Raw genomic sequence first — 17,314 nt, forward strand, 5'->3', positions numbered from 1 at the left:
CCGCCGGCGCTGACCCGGCCCCGTTGTCAGTGGGGGGTCGTACGGTGGTTGCATGCGGCCCGTTTCGAAGATCGAACGTTCGGTGGCGCCTTTCGAGGTCGTCAGTCCCTACCAGCCCAGCGGCGACCAGCCTGCGGCCATCGCCGAGCTGGAGCGGCGCGTCCGGGCAGGTGAGAAGGATGTCGTGCTCCTCGGCGCGACCGGCACCGGTAAATCGGCGACCACTGCCTGGATGATCGAGAAGCTGCAGCGCCCCACCCTGGTGATGGCGCCGAACAAGACCCTCGCCGCCCAGCTGGCCAACGAGTTCCGCGAGCTCCTGCCGAACAACGCCGTCGAGTACTTCGTCTCGTACTACGACTACTACCAGCCCGAGGCGTACGTACCGCAGTCGGACACCTACATCGAGAAGGACTCCTCGATCAACGAGGAGGTCGAGCGGCTGCGCCATTCCGCCACGAATTCGCTGCTCACCCGGCGGGACGTCGTCGTGGTCGCCTCCGTGTCCTGCATCTACGGCCTGGGTACCCCACAGGAGTACGTGGACCGGATGGTCCAGCTCAAGGTGGGCGACGAGATCGACCGCGACCAGCTGCTGCGCCGCTTCGTCGAGATGCAGTACACCCGCAATGACCTGGCGTTCACCCGGGGCACCTTCCGGGTCCGCGGCGACACCATCGAGATCTTCCCGGTCTACGAGGAGCTCGCCGTCCGCATCGAAATGTTCGGTGACGAGATCGAGGCCCTCTCCACGCTCCACCCGCTCACCGGCGAGATCATCAGCGAGGACCGGTCGCTTCACATCTTTCCCGCCAGCCACTACGTCGCAGGCCCCGAACGCATGGAGAAGGCGGTCGGCCGTATCGAGAAGGAGCTGGAGCAGCGCCTCGCCGAGCTGGAGAAGCAGGGCAAGATGCTGGAGGCCCAGCGGCTGCGCATGCGTACGACGTACGACATCGAGATGCTCCGCCAGATCGGCACCTGCTCCGGCGTCGAGAACTACTCGATGCACTTCGACGACCGCGACCCCGGCACCGCCCCCCACACCCTCCTCGACTACTTCCCCGAGGACTTCCTCCTCGTTCTCGACGAGTCGCACGTCACGGTGCCGCAGATCGGCGCGATGTACGAGGGTGACGCCTCCCGGAAGCGGACCCTCGTCGACCACGGCTTCCGGCTGCCCTCCGCCCTGGACAACCGCCCGCTGAAGTGGGAGGAGTTCCTGGGACGGATCAACCAGACGGTCTACCTCTCCGCCACCCCCGGCAAGTACGAGCTCTCCCGGGGCGACGGTTTCGTGGAGCAGATCATCCGGCCGACCGGACTCGTCGACCCGGAGATCGTCGTCAAGCCCACCGAGGGCCAGATCGACGACCTGGTGCACGAGATCCGCAAGCGCACCGAGAAGGACGAGCGGGTCCTGGTCACCACCCTCACCAAGAAGATGTCGGAGGACCTCACCGACTACTTCCTGGAGCTGGGCATCCAGGTCCGCTATCTGCACAGTGACGTCGACACCCTCCGCCGTATCGAGCTGCTGCGCGAACTGCGATCCGGTGAATACGACGTCCTGGTCGGGATCAACCTCCTGCGCGAGGGCCTGGACCTGCCGGAGGTGTCGCTCGTAGCCATCCTCGACGCCGATAAACAGGGCTTCCTGCGCTCGGCCACCTCGCTGATCCAGACCGTCGGACGTGCGGCTCGAAACGTGTCGGGCCAGGTCCATATGTACGCGGACAAGATCACCCCGGCGATGGCGCAGGCCATCGACGAGACCAACCGCCGCCGTGAGAAGCAGATCGCGTACAACACCGAGCGCGGACTCGACCCGCAGCCGCTGCGCAAGAAGATCAACGACATCGTCGCGACGATCGCCCGCGAGGAGGTCGACACCGAGCAGCTGCTCGGTACCGGCTACCGCCAGACGAAGGGTGCGAAAGCGCCTGTGCCCACGCTGGGCATCAAGGCCGGCGCCGCGAAGGGGAAGGCCGGAAAGGCCGGCGGGGACAAGGCGGCGGTCACGGACCGGCCGGCCACCGAGCTCGCCGGGATCATCGAGGAGATGACCGACCGGATGCGTGCGGCCGCCGCGGACCTGCAGTTCGAGGTGGCGGCACGACTGCGTGACGAGGTGGGGGAGTTGAAGAAGGAGTTGCGCCAGATGCGGGAGGCGGGTCTGGCCTGACCCTGCCGCACCTGGTGTGTTGCAAGACCGACACAAAACGGCCCTAGGTGGCTGTGCCTGTGATGTGACTGCGTAGGGTGCTGGAAAACCGCGCAAGGACGGTTGCGGGGACAGCGGAGAGGGGACAGCGCGTGACGGTCAATATGACCAAGGGTCAGGCCATCAGCCTGCAGAAGAGCGACGGGGGGACCCTGACCGCGGTACGGATGGGGCTCGGCTGGCAGGCGGCTCCGCGCCGCGGTCTGTTCGGCTCACGCACCCGGGAGATCGACCTGGACGCCTCGGCGGTCCTGTTCGCCGACAAGCAGCCGGTCGATGTCGTGTTCTTCCGGCACCTCGTCAGCGATGACGGTTCGGTCAAGCACACCGGGGACAACCTGGTCGGCGGTGCCGGCTCGGGCGGCGACGACGAGGCGATCCTCGTCGACCTCCAGCGGGTGCCGGTCCACATCGACCAGATCGTCTTCACGGTGAACTCCTTCACCGGCCAGACGTTCCAGGAGGTGCAGAACGCCTTCTGCCGCATCGTGGACGAGACCAACGGCCAGGAGCTCGCCCGCTACACGCTGGACGGTGGCGGGCAGTACACCGCCCAGATCATGGCGAAGGTGCACCGTTCGGGCAGCGGATGGCAGATGACCGCCATCGGTAACCCGGCCAACGGCCGCACCTTCCAGGACCTCATGCCGGCGATCCTGCCGCACCTGTAGGCAGCGCCGGACCCAAGGGTCCGCATCGGCACGCGCAGCTCCCGGCGGCATCGGCTGTCGGGAGCTGCACCGCATCGCAGCACCTCTAAGTGCCCGGTACGTGACAGCGGCACGGCACCGGAGCTTGCCGCAGGCGCGGCGCCACGTACGACGGCCTGACCCGACGGCCTGACCCGACGGCGCTACGTACGACCGCACCACGTACGACACCGCACCACGTACGACACCGCACCATGCACGACAACGCACCGCGCAGAAGCAACTCGTCGAGGGGACAGGGCAATGACGGCCGAGCTGGTCCGGGGGCAGAACCACACCTTGCCCCAGACCCGTCTGGAGATCCGGGTTTCGGCCGGCGCACCCGTGGTGGCCGGTGCCACCCTCGGGGACGAGCGCGGCACGGTCCACGGCGTCGAGTGGATAGCCCACCCCGGATCGCCGCAGCTGCCGGGACTGGAGGTGTCCAGGCAGGCCGCCGCCGAGCATCGGCTCGCCGTGGACCTCGGTGCCCTGCCCGAGGCGGTGCACCGCGTCACGGTGCTGTTGGCACTGCCGCTGGAGGCGGGCGGCCCGACCCGGTTCGGCGCCGTGGCCTCGCCCTTCGTCGCGGTCACCGGACTCGACGGCACGGAGATCGCCACCTTCACCCTGACCGGTCTGGACTCCGAGTCCGCGGTCGCCGCCCTGGAGCTCTACCGCAGGCAGGGAGCCTGGAAGGTCCGCGCGGTCGGCCAGGGTTACGCGGGCGGTCTCGCCGTGATGCTCGCCGACCAGGGGGTGGACGGGGCGGCCGAACTGGCGAGGTCGATCCAGGAAGCGGTCGCCCGCGGCCTGGCCCGCTCGGTGGCCCCGCCCCCGCCCCGCACCTCGGAGGGCGACCGGGTCAGGCACGCCGGGGGTCCGGCGCCGGCCCAAAGCCCCGGACTGCCCCAAGCCGCCCAGCAGCCCGGCCCCCTGGGTGAGCCCTCTCCGCCGGCCACTCCCGTCGCACCCGCCACCCCCGTCGCACCCGCCACCCCCTCCGCAGGGGGCCCCATCGATTACGCGCACCCGCGTCGCCAGGCCACCGCACCGCCGCCGCCCCCGCCCGCCGCGCCGCCCGCCCAGCCCGGTCAGCCCGCGACGCCCGTCGCCGGGGACGCGACCGGCTGGTCCATGGACGAGCGTCTCTACAACCAGGTCTGGGGCATGTTCGAGGACCTGGCCCGGGCCACCGCCGCGTACCGCAGCGCCGTCGACTTCGCCGAGTCCCGGATGGACCAGGAGCTGGAGCGGACCCTGTCCGATCCGCGCAGCCGGATCGGCGGCACGGGCGACCGGGCCCGCGAGGAGGCGCGGGCCAAGCGCGACGAGCTGACCGGCCGGGCCCGCGAGGCACTGGACCGCGATCTCGTCCAGCTCGCCGCCGAGGCCGCCGTGGTGGAACCCGCGCTCCCCGCCGCGTACGCGGGCTGGGACAACCCCGTCTGGCACGCCTACCGCGTCCCGATGGAGATCCCCATGGCTCTGCGGATCGGTGACCTCCATCTGCCGGAGAGCGCCGGGGTGAAGATCCCGCTGCTCGTCCGGCTGCCGCTGGAGCGCGGCATGTGGATCGACAGCGGTCGCACGGCGTCCGAGGCAGCCGCCCTGACCGATTCGGACCAGCTGCGCCGGCTGGCCATGGAGAGCGCCGTCCTGCACGCCGCGCGGATGCTCGCCGTCTACCCGCCGAACGAGTTCTCGGTCCACGTCATCGACCCGGCGGGCTCCGCCGCTGCGGCCCTGGCCCCACTGGTCGGCGCAGGGGTGCTCGCGAGCCCGCCCGCGTCCGGGCCCGGGGGAGTGTCCTCGGTCCTTGCCGGCCTCACTCGGCGCGTCGACCTGGTGCAGATGGCGATCAGGGCCGGAGCCGCCGATTCGCTGCCGCCCGACCTCGACCCGGCCGAGCAGCTGCTGATCGTCAACGACTTCCCGCACGGATTCGACGACCGTGCCGTCACCCAGTTGCGCTATCTCGCCGACGAGGGGCCCTCCGCCGGGGTGCATCTCATGATGGTCGCGGACCGGGAGGACGCCTCGGCGTACGGTCCGGTGCTCGACCCGCTGTGGCGTTCGCTGCTCCGCGTCACCCCGGTCGCCGACGACCATCTGGCCGACCCCTGGGTCGGTCACGCCTGGACGTACGAGCCGCTCAGGACCCCGCCCGGCAGCCGCGTCCTGGAGCAGGTGCTGGACCGGGTGGCCGCCGCGCGCCGTACCGGGCACCGCTGAGCCATCCGCCCCGTCCCACCCGCTCCGACCTGGGGCTTTGGGACGTCTTTACCCTTCTCTTTACCTTTCCTTGGTGTTCCCTGTACTGTTCTTTGTGCGGAGGGGAGTACTCCCAAACGCGGCGTTCCCGTCAGTACGGACTGTGACCGGTCCCGGGGCGCCGGCCCGGACGCGCATCCCGCGCGCCCAGGTGGAAGAGACCTCCGGCAGCGACGACGCTGATCAGTAGCCGTAGCGAACTGCCGGAGGCGCAGTGGACGTTTCATGGACCCTCTGGGCGCTGACCATTCTTGGTCTGAGCGCCCTCATCGCCGTCGACTTCTTCATCGGGCGCAAGCCTCATGACGTGTCGACCAAGGAAGCCGGAATCTGGACGGTCGTCTGGATCGCGCTGGCCGCCCTCTTCGGGCTCGGCCTGCTCGTGTTCGGCGAGAGCCAGGCCTCGGGCGAGTTCTTCGCCGGCTTCATCACCGAGAAATCGCTGAGCGTCGACAACCTCTTCGTCTTCGTGCTGATCATGGCGAAGTTCTCGGTGCCCTCCCACCTCCAACAGCGGGTGCTGCTCGTCGGCGTGCTGATCGCGCTGGTGCTGCGGGCGATCTTCATCGCCGCCGGCGCCGCGGTCATCGCCAACTTCTCGTGGGTCTTCTACATCTTCGGCGCGTTCCTGATCTACACCGCCTGGAAGCTGATCCAGGAGGCGCGGGCCGACGAGGAGGAAGAGGAGTTCGAGGAGAACCGCCTCCTCAAGAACATCGAGCGTCGCTTCGGAGTCGCCGACCGGTACCACGGCACCAAGCTCTTCATCCGCAACAACGGCAAGCGCGTCCTGACCCCGCTGATGGTGGTCATGCTCGCCATCGGGACCACCGATGTGCTGTTCGCGCTGGACTCCATTCCCGCGATCTTCGGCCTGACCCAGGACCCGTACATCGTGTTCACCGCCAACGCCTTCGCGCTGATGGGGCTGCGACAGCTGTACTTCCTGATCGGCGGCCTGCTCAAGAAGCTGGTCCACCTCAGTTACGGGCTCTCGGTCATCCTCGGGTTCATCGGCATCAAGCTGGTGCTGCACGCCCTGCACGAGTCCGGGGTGCACGTCCCCGAGATCTCCATCCCGGTCTCGCTGGGCGTCATCTGCGGCGTGCTGGTGATCACCACGATCACCAGCCTGATCGCCAACAAGAAGACGGCCGACGCCGAGGCCGCGGCGGAGGCCGGAAAGGCCGAGGAGTCCACGAAGAAGGGCGTCGGCATCGACGGCTGACGCCTGAGCGGAGGACGGGGTGACGGGCGCGGACCGCGTGCCCGTCACCCCGCCGTCGTCACCAGCCCCGTGCCCGCCACTCCGGCAGGTGCGGGCGCTCGTCGCCCAGAGTGGTGTCGTGCCCGTGTCCCGGGTACACCCAGGTCTCGTCCGGCAGCGAGTCGAAGAGCTTGGTCTCCACGTCGTGCAGCAAGCTCACGAAGGCCTCGGGGTCCTCGAACGTGTTGCCGACCCCGCCCGGGAAGAGGCAGTCCCCGGTGAACAGGTGCGGAGCGCCGTGCGGGTCGTCGTAGACGAGCGCGATCGAGCCCGGGGTGTGGCCGGTCAGATGGCGGGCGGTCAGTGCGACCTGCCCGACCCGGATCGTGTCGCCGTCCTCGACGAGCACATCCGTCGGGACCGGGATCCCCTCCGCGTCGAACCGCCCGGCGTACGTACGCGCACCGGTCGCCGCGACCACCTCGTCCAGCGCCTGCCAGTGGTCGCCGTGCCGGTGAGTGGTGACGACCGAGGCGATCGAGTCGTCGCCGATCAGTCGCAGCAGGGTCCCGGCCTCGTTGGCCGCGTCGATCAGGAGCTGCTCGCCGGTGGCCCGGCAGCGCAGCAGGTAGGCGTTGTTGTTCATCGGGCCGACGGCGACCTTGGAGATCATCAGATCCGTCAACTCGTGTACGTCCGCACGCCCGCCGACCTTGACCACTCCGCTGTACGTCATGCCTCTCAGCCTATAGCGGGGGCAGTGCGGGAAGGTCTCCGCCCTGGACGGTCAGAGCGGACCCGTCGCGCCGCCCGCTGAGCCACCCGAGCAGCTCGGACGCCGTACCGCGGACCCCGACGGGCCCGCCCTCCGCGCCGCCGCCGGTCGTCCAGATGCGGCCCGTGTCGTCGGCCACGCCCGTCGAGACGACCGCGGGGTGCCGGCCGAAGCGCTCGGCCAGGAAGTCGATCTCCCGGGCGGCGAACTCGTCCGGCAGGTCCTCCAGCTCGTAACCGATCCCCAGGTCCACATGGTGCAGCTCGACCTCGACGCGGCGGCGGAAGGGGATCCGGGACGCGGAGTCCGTCACACCGTTGCGCAGCGCCACTGTGCGTGACCAGTCCGCAGGTTCCGCGGCGGCATCCGTGAAGCGGACCGCGCTCGCGGCCAGATCGGCCTGCTGCTCCGGCTGCGGCCGGGGCGCGTCGCGCTCGATGTCGCGGTCGCGGGTTTCGCTGTCTGCGTACATGGGCCGACCCTGGAGAACATTTACGAGCGCGTCGGCGTTACGTGAGAGGTGCGCGATGACATGACCCCGGCTCCAGCCCGGGAGGCGCGACGGTTCGGCGAGTGCCGCGTCGTCCAGTTTCTCCGTGGCGCTGAGCAGTCGGTCGGTCGCTTCACGCAGTGCGGCCAGGTCGTGCACATGATCAGTCATGGGGCCGAGCCTAGCCTCGCCACTCATTCGGGTGAAGGAGTCATCAGCCGTCCGTAAATCGAATGCGCGTGCTATACGCTCGGAGTCGAAAGCTTCGTACATCGCTGTGGCACCCCCCATACCCTGGGGCAGGGGCTCAGTTCCCCCGCTTCTCTCTAGAAAGGTGCGGACCGGCGTGGCCGACCGTCTCATCGTCCGTGGCGCTCGCGAGCACAACCTCAAGAACGTCTCGCTCGACCTTCCCCGCGACTCCCTCATCGTCTTCACCGGGCTCTCCGGGTCGGGCAAGTCGTCCCTCGCGTTCGACACGATCTTCGCCGAGGGACAGCGGCGCTACGTGGAGTCGCTCTCCTCGTACGCCCGGCAGTTCCTCGGCCAGATGGACAAGCCGGACGTCGACTTCATCGAGGGTCTGTCGCCCGCCGTCTCCATCGACCAGAAGTCGACCTCGCGCAACCCGCGCTCGACGGTCGGCACGATCACCGAGGTCTACGACTACCTCCGGCTGCTCTTCGCCAGGATCGGCAAGCCGCACTGTCCCGAGTGCGGCCGTCCCATTTCGCGCCAGTCGCCGCAGGCCATCGTGGACAAGGTGCTCGGCCTGCCCGAGGGCAGCCGCTTCCAGGTGCTCTCGCCGCTGGTGCGTGAGCGGAAGGGCGAGTTCGTAGACCTCTTCGCCGATCTGCAGACCAAGGGGTACAGCAGGGCCAGGGTCGACGGCGAGACCATCCAGCTCTCCGAGCCGCCCACGCTCAAGAAGCAGGAGAAGCACACCATCGAGGTGGTCATCGACCGCCTCACGGTGAAGGACAGTGCCAAGCGCCGGCTGACCGACTCGGTCGAGACCGCGCTCGGCCTCTCCGGCGGCATGGTCGTGCTCGACTTCGTCGACCTCCCCGAGGACGACCCCGAGCGTGAGCGGATGTACTCCGAGCACCTCTACTGCCCGTACGACGACCTCTCCTTCGAGGAGCTGGAGCCGCGCTCCTTCTCCTTCAACTCCCCCTTCGGCGCCTGCCCCGACTGCACGGGTATCGGCACGCGCATGGAGGTCGACCCGGAGCTGATCGTCCCGGACGAGGAGAAGTCCCTCGACGAGGGCGCGATCCACCCCTGGTCGCACGGCCACACCAAGGAGTACTTCGGCCGCCAGATCAACGCCCTGGCCGAAGCCCTCGGATTCCGTACGGACATCCCCTGGGCCGGGCTGCCGCAGCGCGCCAAGAAGGCCCTGCTCTTCGGCCACAAGATCCAGACCGAGGTCCGCTACCGCAACCGGTACGGGCGCGAGCGCGCCTACACCACGCCCTCCTTCGAGGGCGCCGTGCAGTTCGTCAAGAGGCGGCACTCGGAGGCGGAGAGCGACTCCAGCAGGGAGCGCTTCGAGGGCTACATGCGCGAAGTGCCCTGCCCGACCTGTGAGGGCACCCGGCTCAAGCCGATCGTCCTCGCGGTCACGGTGATGGAGAAGTCCATCGCCCAGGTCGCCGCGATGTCGATCAGCGAGTGCGCCGAGTTCCTCGGCCGGATGAAGCTGAACGCCCGCGACAAGAAGATCGCCGAGCGGGTGCTCAAGGAGGTCAACGAGCGGCTGAAGTTCCTGGTCGACGTAGGCCTGGACTACCTCTCGCTGAACCGGGCGGCGGGCACCCTGTCCGGCGGCGAGGCCCAGCGTATCCGGCTCGCCACCCAGATCGGCTCCGGCCTGGTCGGCGTGCTGTATGTGCTGGACGAGCCGTCCATCGGGCTGCACCAGCGCGACAACCACCGGCTGATCGAGACCCTGGTCCGGCTCCGCGACATGGGCAACACGCTCATCGTCGTCGAGCACGACGAGGACACCATCAAGGTCGCCGACTGGGTCGTCGACATCGGTCCCGGCGCCGGCGAGCACGGCGGCAAGGTGGTCCACTCCGGCTCGCTCAAGGAGCTGCTGGCCAACGACAAGTCGATCACCGGTCAGTACCTGACCGGCAAGAGGTCGATCGCGATGCCCGACATCAGGCGTCCCGTCGACCCCTCGCGCCTGCTCACGGTGCACGGTGCCCGGGAGAACAACCTCCAGGACATCGACGTCTCCTTCCCGCTCGGCGTGCTGACCGCCGTGACCGGTGTCTCCGGCTCCGGGAAGTCGACGCTGGTCAACGACATCCTCTACACCCACCTGGCGCGTGAGCTGAACGGCGCCAAGTCGGTCCCCGGCCGGCACACCCGGGTCGACGGGGACGACCTCGTCGACAAGGTGGTGCACGTCGACCAGTCGCCCATCGGCCGCACGCCCCGGTCCAACCCGGCGACGTACACCGGTGTCTTCGACCACGTCCGCCGGCTGTTCGCGGAGACGATGGAGGCCAAGGTCCGCGGCTATCTGCCGGGCCGGTTCTCCTTCAACGTCAAGGGCGGCCGCTGCGAGAACTGCTCGGGCGACGGCACCATCAAGATCGAGATGAACTTCCTGCCGGACGTGTACGTCCCGTGCGAGGTCTGCCACGGAGCGCGCTACAACCGGGAGACCCTGGAGGTCCACTACAAGGGCAAGTCCATCGCCGAGGTGCTGGACATGCCGATCGAGGAGGGCCTGGAGTTCTTCGAGGCCGTCCCGACCATCGCGCGTCACCTGCGGACGCTCAACGAGGTCGGTCTGGGATACGTCAGGCTCGGCCAGTCCGCGCCCACGCTCTCGGGCGGCGAGGCCCAGCGCGTGAAGCTGGCCAGTGAGCTCCAGAAGCGTTCCACCGGACGCACGGTCTATGTCCTGGACGAGCCGACCACCGGTCTGCACTTCGAGGACATCTCCAAGCTGATCAAGGTGCTCTCCGGCCTGGTCGACAAGGGCAACACGGTGATCGTCATCGAGCACAACCTCGATGTCGTCAAGACCGCCGACTGGGTCATCGACATGGGCCCCGAGGGCGGCAACGGCGGCGGCCTGGTCATCGCCGAGGGCACCCCGGAGTATGTGGCGGGCGTCCCCGCCAGCCACACCGGAAAGTTCCTCCAGGGCATCTTGGACGCGGACCGGGTGAGCGAGGCGGCGGTGCCCGCGGCCCGTAAGCCGGTGCGGAAGGCGGCCGCGAAGAAGGCGGTCGCCGCGAAGGCCGCACCCGTGCGGAAGACGGCGACGGCGAAGACGGCCACGGCGAAGGCCGCCCGGGGTACGACGGCGAAGGCCGCCGGGACGGCTGCGGCGAAGAAGCCCGCTGCCAAGAAGGCGACCCGCGCCCGCAAGGCCTGACGAGTCCGGCCGACGGCCGGGACCGACGGCGCGGCGTGATGCCCGTCCCGAGGTGGCGGCCCCCTGTTCCGAACAGGGGGCCGCCACCTCGGCGTGTTCCGGCCCTGGCCAGGCACGACCGGGTGCACCCGGCCCGGGCGCAGGAGCGTCCGTCTCCGCCGGTATCGTCGGTTACGTTACCGCCGCCTCTGCCGCCTCGGGCGCCCGGGCAGCCATGGCACCTTCTACCCCTCTGACCTGTGGAGACCGCATGTCCGGCCAGCCCACCGCCCGCCGCACCGTGCTGAAGGGCGCCGCTCTCGCGGGCGCCGCCGGGCTGGGAGTGGCCGCCTGCTCGACCGACTCGAAGCTCGGGCACGCCGAGACGCCGACCCCCACCGCGCCCGTCGAGCTCGGCGCCCCCGACGAGATCCCGGTCGGCGAGTCCAAGCTCTACCGCGAGCAGCGCGTCATCGTCAGCTGCCCGGCGAAGGGGCAGTACAAGGCGTTCAGCGCCCAGTGCACCCACGCGGGCTGCCTGCTGGACAAGGTCGAGAAGAACGAGGGGCACTGCCCCTGTCACGGCAGCCTCTTCGACACCACGACCGGAAAGGCTGTGCACGGTCCGGCGACGGTGCCGCTGCCTTCCGTCCCGGTCAAGGTCGAGGGCGGAAAGCTGATCGCCGGCCCCGACGCCTGAGTAGCCGGTCCCGACGCCCGCCCCCGGCTAACCCGACGCCCGCCCCCGGCTAACCCGACGCCCGCCCCCGGCTAACCCGACGCCCGACCCCGGCCGTTCTGACGCCCGACGCCCGCCCCGGCCGGACACCCGGGCTCCGCCTCGCGCCCGGTCGATCCCGACCAGGCCGCACCCCCTGCTCCACCAGTTCGCGCACTGGTCGCTGTGGAGCGGTCCGCGGCCGCGGGCAGGGCGGTTCACGGCTCTGTTCCGCGACGGACCACGGCGGTCGCCCGCCGTTCCGCGCGGCTACCCGCGCGTGTGTGTCTCCGACAGCGACTCCGGCGGCGTGACCCGATCGCCGGGCCCGGCGATCCACCCCAGTCGGGCAGCCTGCCAGCCCAGCTCGATCCGGCTGGAGGCGGAGGCACGGTCCATCAGCTCTCTCACCCGGCGCTGCACGGTCCGTCGTCCGATCCGCAGCTGCCGGGCGATGCCGATGTCGGTCAGTCCGGCGAGCAACAGTGTCAGCAGCTCGAGGTCGTCGTCGGCGAGGTCGCACCGCGACTGATCGGCCGTGGGGTGCAGCGGCAGCGCGGACTCCCACGCCATCTCGAACAGCGCGACCAACGCGTCCAGGAGCGGGCCCGCGTAGATGTGAACGACCGTCTGTTTGCGCGAGGCGCCGGTGCGCACGGCGAGCAGGGCCGTGGACCCGTCGACGATGATCATCTTGACCGGCACATGATGAAGGACCCGGGCGCGCTCTCCCGCTTCGGCGTACCGGCGGATCTCCTCCTGTGCCCCGTCGCGCTCCAGGGCCAGCCGGTCGTAGACGGTCCGGTACGTCACCCCCGCCGCCAGCTGCTCGAACTCAACCCAGTTGACGGGGTCGGACACCAGATACGGCGGGGCATCGAACCGCACGATCTCCCGGCGCGCCGTGCGCTGGATCTGCTCGTAGCGCAGAGCCACCTCCTTGTCGGGGGTGACCTCGGCCCCGCCCTCCGTACCATCGGTGCGGGGCGCTCTGTAGTACTCCCCGGCGAGCCGGTCCAGGGCCCCCCGGGCTGTCTTCAGCTCATTCATGCGCGCCATCAGCAGCACCTCCCCCGCTATGTCCGGCGGGGACGGAATCAGCTGTGCGGGCAGGTCGTCGGTGAGGGTCACCAGCCCCTTCTCGACGAGTCCGTCGATCGCCTCGGCGGCATGTCCGGCACTGAGGCGGAGCAGGTAGTGGATCCGGTCCGCATCAGCTCGTCCGGCGCGAACGAGCAGTTGGTACACCTGCGACTCGGCGTTGCTCAACCCGAGCGTCTCCAGCATCTGCGTATCTCCCTCAAAGGCTCCCGAAAGGCCCGTCCGCCCCGGTCACATGGCGGCGCAGCGTATTCGGGCGCCTCGTTCCACCCGGGCGGGCGGCATCGCGGCGGGTTCGTGCATCCGTGAACGCGATGACAATACGGCCCGTTTACGCAGGCAGGGCGCCCGGTGCAGGGATTCTCCCCCCTGCACCGGGCGCCAGGTACTGTCCGACGGACTTCTGGTTCAGGTCCTCACTTGAGGGCGTAGGCCCGGGTGATGGTCTGGACGGTGCGGCTTCCCGCAGAGTCCCAGGTCTCGGTCCTGAGGGTCACGAAACCGTTGGTGTCGGCCAGCTTGGGGTGCCACAGCAGCGCCTGGAAGGAGTTGTCGTCCTTGCGCAGCATCGCGGCGGACTTCCAGGTGGCACCGTCGTCGTAGGAGACGGAGACCTTGGCGCCGGCGACCGCGGTGGAGCCGGCCCAGCCCTTGGGGCGTCCCGCGTTCACGGTGAAGGTGTACGGCAGTCCGGCCCGCGCCTGGTTGAGCACGTCGAGCGGCAGATCGTAGTCGAGCAGGAGCACGGGCATGGACTCACAGACCTTGGGCGTGGGGATGAACGCCGTGTCGCAGTCCTTGATGGCCATGGTGGTCGGGGCCGCCTGGCTGAAATTCCATTCCGTGTGTACCTGGCGGCCCAGGGTGACGCCCGGGACGTCCGTGGCCAGCTTCTGGTCGAGGACGTACCGGTAGTCCGCCTTCTCCTGTGCCAGCTGGCCGAAGCCGGTGATCGGCTGCCCGTTGAGGTAGTAGCTCCAGGTCCCGGTCAGTCCTGACAGGGTGTGGGTGGGATCGTTGTCCGCACCACTGTTGCCGGGCAGCTTCTGCCAGACGTCGCTGCGGCAGAACGCACACGGTCCGAACTCGTACTGGGACAGGCGCATCGGCGCGTCGAACCAGCTCCGGGTGTAGGACTTGCCCGGGGTGAGGTAGGTGGCGCTCTGGCCGTTCATCGTCCAGATGAAGGAGTTGAAGTTGGCCAACACGCTCGGCTGGTACGTCACCCCGGTGCCGGCGAGGAAGTAGTCGTCGCGGGTGGTGCCCTGGTAGAGGGGCTGGCCGACGGAGCCGGTGCTCACCTGCAGGGGACCCCAGATGTTCATGTTCTCGGCGCCCAGGCGCCGGGCGCCGTCGGAGTGGAACGTATTGGTGACCTTGGCGAAGTCCTTGACGTCGACGGTCTTGGCCAGGTCGGCGGGGATCCGGTCGTCGGTGAAGTGCGGGTTGTAGGTGTAGCCCGACTCCAGGACGCCCTTCAGGGCGATCCGGACCTTGCCCTTGGCCAGCAAGCCCTTGAGGGTTGCGGCGTTGTCGTACGTGGCGTGGGCGACCGGGATGGTCTGGCCGGCGGGGACGCCGCTTCCGCTCGGCCCGGGAACGGCAGGGGCCACGATCATCGCGACGGCTCCGGCAGCTGCGGCCCTGGCGGCCTGGTCGTCGGCCTTGGTGACGTCGGCCACGGAGACCAGAACGGTCTTGCCCTTGACGTCGGTACCGGCGAAGTCCTGCTCGGTGCCGGGGCCCAGGTCGACCAGCTCGGAGCGCTTGGTTCCCTCGAAGCGCTTCGCGTTCACCGAAGACTTCAGCGGGATGGTCACGTGCCCGGGGCCTGTCACCTCCAGCTGGACCAGCGGTTCGCGCCGGGCCAGGGAGGTCTCCAGGCGCAGCGCGCCGGTGGTGGCGCCGGCACTGGGGATGGCACCTTGCCTGATGTCGGCGAGGTTGAGCAGGTTAGCGATGCCGGAGAAGCTCGAGTAACCGTCTGCGGTGCCGGGGTCACGGACGACGAACGTGGTCACCTGGCCGTTCTCCAGTGGCCGCTTCTCACCCTTGATCTTCACGCTGAGGTCGGTGGCGGTGGTGCCGTCGACGGTGAAGGTCTGGTCCCGGTCACTCACCTCGATGTTCGGCACGCTGAACAGGTCGGCCGCGTAGGAGACCGCGCCGCCGGTGGGTGCCGCCGAGTAGACCGAGCCCTCGATGGAGTACTTGCCGAGCGGCACCGACAGGGTGGCGGTGCCGTTGGCGTACATGGTCTGGCTCTGCCAGAAGTGGTTGTCTATCCCGTGCAGGGTGAACCTGAGCGCACTGGGGGTTTTCCCGAAGCGGTCCGTGACCTTCAGCGTGACATCGTGCTGCTCGACGGAGGTGACGAAGCCGAGCGCGGCGTGCACCGACTCCCCGCTGTCGGAGGTGGCGGTGACCGACCCGCCGTACTGGCCGGCCTTCAGGCCGTTGTTGTCGAGCGTGACGACGACCTCGGCGGTGCCGCCGGCCGGTACGGTGACCCGGCCGTCGGACAGGGCCGCTCCCGACAGCGACAGCGTGCCGGACGGGACCGCGGTTCCGCTCGCGTCCTTGGCGGCGGCCGTCACGGTCACCACGGTGTCGGTGGCGGCGTCGTTGCGCAGCGTCAGGGTGCGGCTGCGGGTGGGGTACGTACCCTTCTGCCACGGGATCACGCGGAAGTCAGCCGTACCGGACAGCTCCAGCGCCGGGTCGAGCGCGGCGGGGATGTCGACCCGGCCGTAACCCTGCTGGTAGACGGTCTGGTCGGCAGCGGACTTGGCGTGCGCGGTCAGCGCGTCCTTGATGCGCAGACCGGTCCAGTCGGGGTGGCGCTGCTTGAGGATCGCAGCGGAGCCGGCCACATGCGGGGTGGCCATCGAGGTGCCGCTGGCCGAGGTGTAGTTGGCGTCCACCGGGGTGCCCATGATGGTGCCTGCGGCGCGGGCGGCGACGATGTCCACGCCCGGGGCGGTGATCTCCGGCTTCATCGCCATGTCACCGAGGCGCGGGCCGCGGCTGGAGAAGTCGGCGAGCGCGTCGGACCTGTCGACGGCGCCGACGGTGAGGGCCGCGTCCGCGGCGCCGGGGGTGCCGAGGGTGCTCTCACCGGGGCCTGCGTTGCCGGCGGCGATGACGAACAGAGTGTTCGAGGAGGCGCTGAGCGAGTTGACCGCGTTGGTCAGCGGGTCCTCACCCGGTGTGTCGGTGCCGCCGAGGCTCATGCTGACGACGTCGGCGCCCTGCTCGACCGCCCACTCCATGCCGGCCAGGATGCCGGAGTCCGCGCCATGCCCGCTGTTGTCGAGCACCTTGCCGATGAGCAGATCGGCGCCGGGGGCGACGCCCTTGTACTTGCCGCCGGAGTTGGCGCCGCTGCCCGCGACGGTGGATGCGACGTGGGTGCCGTGGCCGTGACCGTCCTGGACCGTCTGGCCATTGATGAAGCTCTGGCTCTGGACGATCTCGGACTTGATGTCGGCGTTGTTCAGGTCGGCACCGGTGTCCAGCACGGCGACCTTCACGCCCTTGCCGTCGTACCCCTTGGCCCATGCCTCCGGGGCGCCGATCTGCGGCACGCTCTTGTCCAGGGCGACCTTCGCCTTGCCGTCATACCACAGCTTGCTCACCCCGGCGGTGCCTGGCGTGGCCGCCGGCCCGGCGCTCCTGGCGAGCGAACGGGCGGGCTTGACGGCCTGCCAGAAGCTCTTCGCACTGCGCTTGTCGACATGCACCGCGGACAGCCCCAGCCGAGGCATGACCCGCTCGCTGTCGCTGCCCGGCAGGTTCTCGGTCTTCTGCTTCAGGGCAGCGGCGGTCGGCTTCCCCTGGAAGTCGACAATGGCGGGGACCTCGTCGGTCTTCGCGTCGCCGTAGCCGTCCCTGATCATCCGGCTGATGTTGAACAGCTCGCCGTCCACCGTGTTGGAGGCGAGGGCGGCCATGGTGTCGTCGGGGTAGACGTACAGGTCGCCGTTCTGTCCGCTGGAGGTCTGGAACGTCTTCGACGTTCCCGCACCGGAGAGGATGTTCACCGACTGCTTGCCGTCCGGCCCGGTGGTCAGCGCGACCGTGTCACCGGTGACCAGGGTTACCGTCGAGGTGGTCGACCCCTTCTGCGGCGTGGACGGTGCGCCCGAGGCGCTCGGGCCGGCCGACGGCACGGCTGCTGCCGTCCCGGGCAGGCTTGTCAGTGACAGGACGACTGCCGCTGTCACCGCACCGACGGCAGCGGTACGCCGCCGTCTCTCGCGGGATATACGCATCAGGACTCCTTACGCGGGCTCAACAGGCTTGCGCGCCAGGGGAACTGATACTCGGTCGCCCCACAGTGAACCAACCGAACGTCCGGACGATGCCGCGCACGCCGGAACCTAGTTGCATGTAGGCGACAAGAGCCAGAGGCGAAGTGGCGGCTGTGCGTCAGATGGCGCCTTGACGCC

At 69.3% G+C, this 17,314-nt stretch carries 10 protein-coding genes; 6 read left to right on the top strand and 4 right to left on the bottom strand.

Features of this window, described 5'->3' with window-relative positions; genetic code table 11:
* The first annotated feature begins 52 nt into the window (after positions 1–52).
* The 4 genes from uvrB to ACIOEW_RS05295 all read left to right on the top strand — a co-directional run bounded on the left by uvrB (position 53) and on the right by ACIOEW_RS05295 (position 6,415).
* On the top strand, positions 53–2,185 hold the full coding sequence (gene uvrB / locus ACIOEW_RS05280) for an excinuclease ABC subunit UvrB (protein WP_401961389.1): 2,133 nt from the start codon (positions 53–55) through the stop codon (positions 2,183–2,185).
* A 131-nt stretch (positions 2,186–2,316) separates the two neighbouring features.
* A complete protein-coding gene (locus tag ACIOEW_RS05285) occupies positions 2,317–2,895 on the top strand; it encodes a TerD family protein (RefSeq protein WP_123526718.1) in 579 nt (192 codons plus the stop codon).
* Positions 2,896–3,177: 282 nt separating this feature from the next.
* Complete coding sequence (locus tag ACIOEW_RS05290; protein WP_401961392.1) at positions 3,178–5,148, top strand: TerD family protein; 1,971 nt, start codon at positions 3,178–3,180, stop codon at positions 5,146–5,148.
* 253 nt (positions 5,149–5,401) lie between these two features.
* The gene (locus tag ACIOEW_RS05295; protein ID WP_362546690.1) at positions 5,402–6,415 is read left to right on the top strand and encodes a TerC family protein; all 1,014 of its coding nucleotides are present in this window, start codon (positions 5,402–5,404) and stop codon (positions 6,413–6,415) included.
* 58 nt (positions 6,416–6,473) lie between these two features.
* Here ACIOEW_RS05295 and ACIOEW_RS05300 read toward each other — a convergent pair whose 3' ends face one another.
* Both ACIOEW_RS05300 and ACIOEW_RS05305 read right to left on the bottom strand, forming a co-directional pair.
* Entirely contained in the window at positions 6,474–7,130 is a 657-nt protein-coding gene (locus ACIOEW_RS05300; protein WP_362546692.1) for an MBL fold metallo-hydrolase, read from the bottom strand.
* Positions 7,131–7,140: 10 nt separating this feature from the next.
* Positions 7,141–7,830 carry a maleylpyruvate isomerase family mycothiol-dependent enzyme gene (locus tag ACIOEW_RS05305; RefSeq protein ID WP_401961394.1) on the bottom strand — a complete coding sequence of 230 codons (690 nt, stop codon included), beginning with the start codon at positions 7,828–7,830 and terminating at the stop codon, positions 7,141–7,143.
* A 175-nt stretch (positions 7,831–8,005) separates the two neighbouring features.
* On the opposite strand from ACIOEW_RS05305, the gene uvrA reads away from it, so the two are divergent.
* Together uvrA and ACIOEW_RS05315 are read left to right on the top strand one after the other, a co-directional pair.
* The gene (gene uvrA, locus ACIOEW_RS05310; RefSeq protein WP_362546698.1) at positions 8,006–11,065 is read left to right on the top strand and encodes an excinuclease ABC subunit UvrA; all 3,060 of its coding nucleotides are present in this window, start codon (positions 8,006–8,008) and stop codon (positions 11,063–11,065) included.
* A 250-nt stretch (positions 11,066–11,315) separates the two neighbouring features.
* Positions 11,316–11,744 (top strand): Rieske (2Fe-2S) protein, encoded by a 429-nt coding sequence (locus ACIOEW_RS05315; RefSeq protein WP_362546701.1) that lies wholly within the window; start codon positions 11,316–11,318, stop codon positions 11,742–11,744.
* A gap of 288 nt (positions 11,745–12,032) precedes the next feature.
* Here ACIOEW_RS05315 and ACIOEW_RS05320 read toward each other — a convergent pair whose 3' ends face one another.
* Positions 12,033–13,049 carry a helix-turn-helix domain-containing protein gene (locus tag ACIOEW_RS05320; RefSeq protein ID WP_362546703.1) on the bottom strand — a complete coding sequence of 339 codons (1,017 nt, stop codon included), beginning with the start codon at positions 13,047–13,049 and terminating at the stop codon, positions 12,033–12,035.
* Positions 13,050–13,279: 230 nt separating this feature from the next.
* Positions 13,280–17,137, bottom strand: coding sequence for a S8 family serine peptidase (locus tag ACIOEW_RS05325; protein WP_401961398.1), 3,858 nt, complete (start codon positions 17,135–17,137; stop codon positions 13,280–13,282).
* Positions 17,138–17,314: the final 177 nt, after the last annotated feature.

It is taken from the genome of Streptomyces sp. NPDC087901 (genome assembly GCF_044742205.1).
Lineage (GTDB): Bacteria > Actinomycetota > Actinomycetes > Streptomycetales > Streptomycetaceae > Streptomyces.

What these genes read in the sequence shown, in the direction of transcription:
- ACIOEW_RS05320 (WP_362546703.1), bottom strand. Translation starts at nt 13,049, where the DNA reads ATGCTGGAGACGCTCGGGTTGAGCAACGCCGAGTCGCAGGTGTACCAA.
- ACIOEW_RS05300 (WP_362546692.1), bottom strand. Translation starts at nt 7,130, where the DNA reads ATGACGTACAGCGGAGTGGTCAAGGTCGGCGGGCGTGCGGACGTACAC.
- ACIOEW_RS05305 (WP_401961394.1), bottom strand. Translation starts at nt 7,830, where the DNA reads ATGACTGATCATGTGCACGACCTGGCCGCACTGCGTGAAGCGACCGAC.
- ACIOEW_RS05290 (WP_401961392.1), top strand. Translation starts at nt 3,178, where the DNA reads ATGACGGCCGAGCTGGTCCGGGGGCAGAACCACACCTTGCCCCAGACC.
- ACIOEW_RS05325 (WP_401961398.1), bottom strand. Translation starts at nt 17,137, where the DNA reads ATGCGTATATCCCGCGAGAGACGGCGGCGTACCGCTGCCGTCGGTGCG.
- ACIOEW_RS05315 (WP_362546701.1), top strand. Translation starts at nt 11,316, where the DNA reads ATGTCCGGCCAGCCCACCGCCCGCCGCACCGTGCTGAAGGGCGCCGCT.
- uvrB (WP_401961389.1), top strand. Translation starts at nt 53, where the DNA reads ATGCGGCCCGTTTCGAAGATCGAACGTTCGGTGGCGCCTTTCGAGGTC.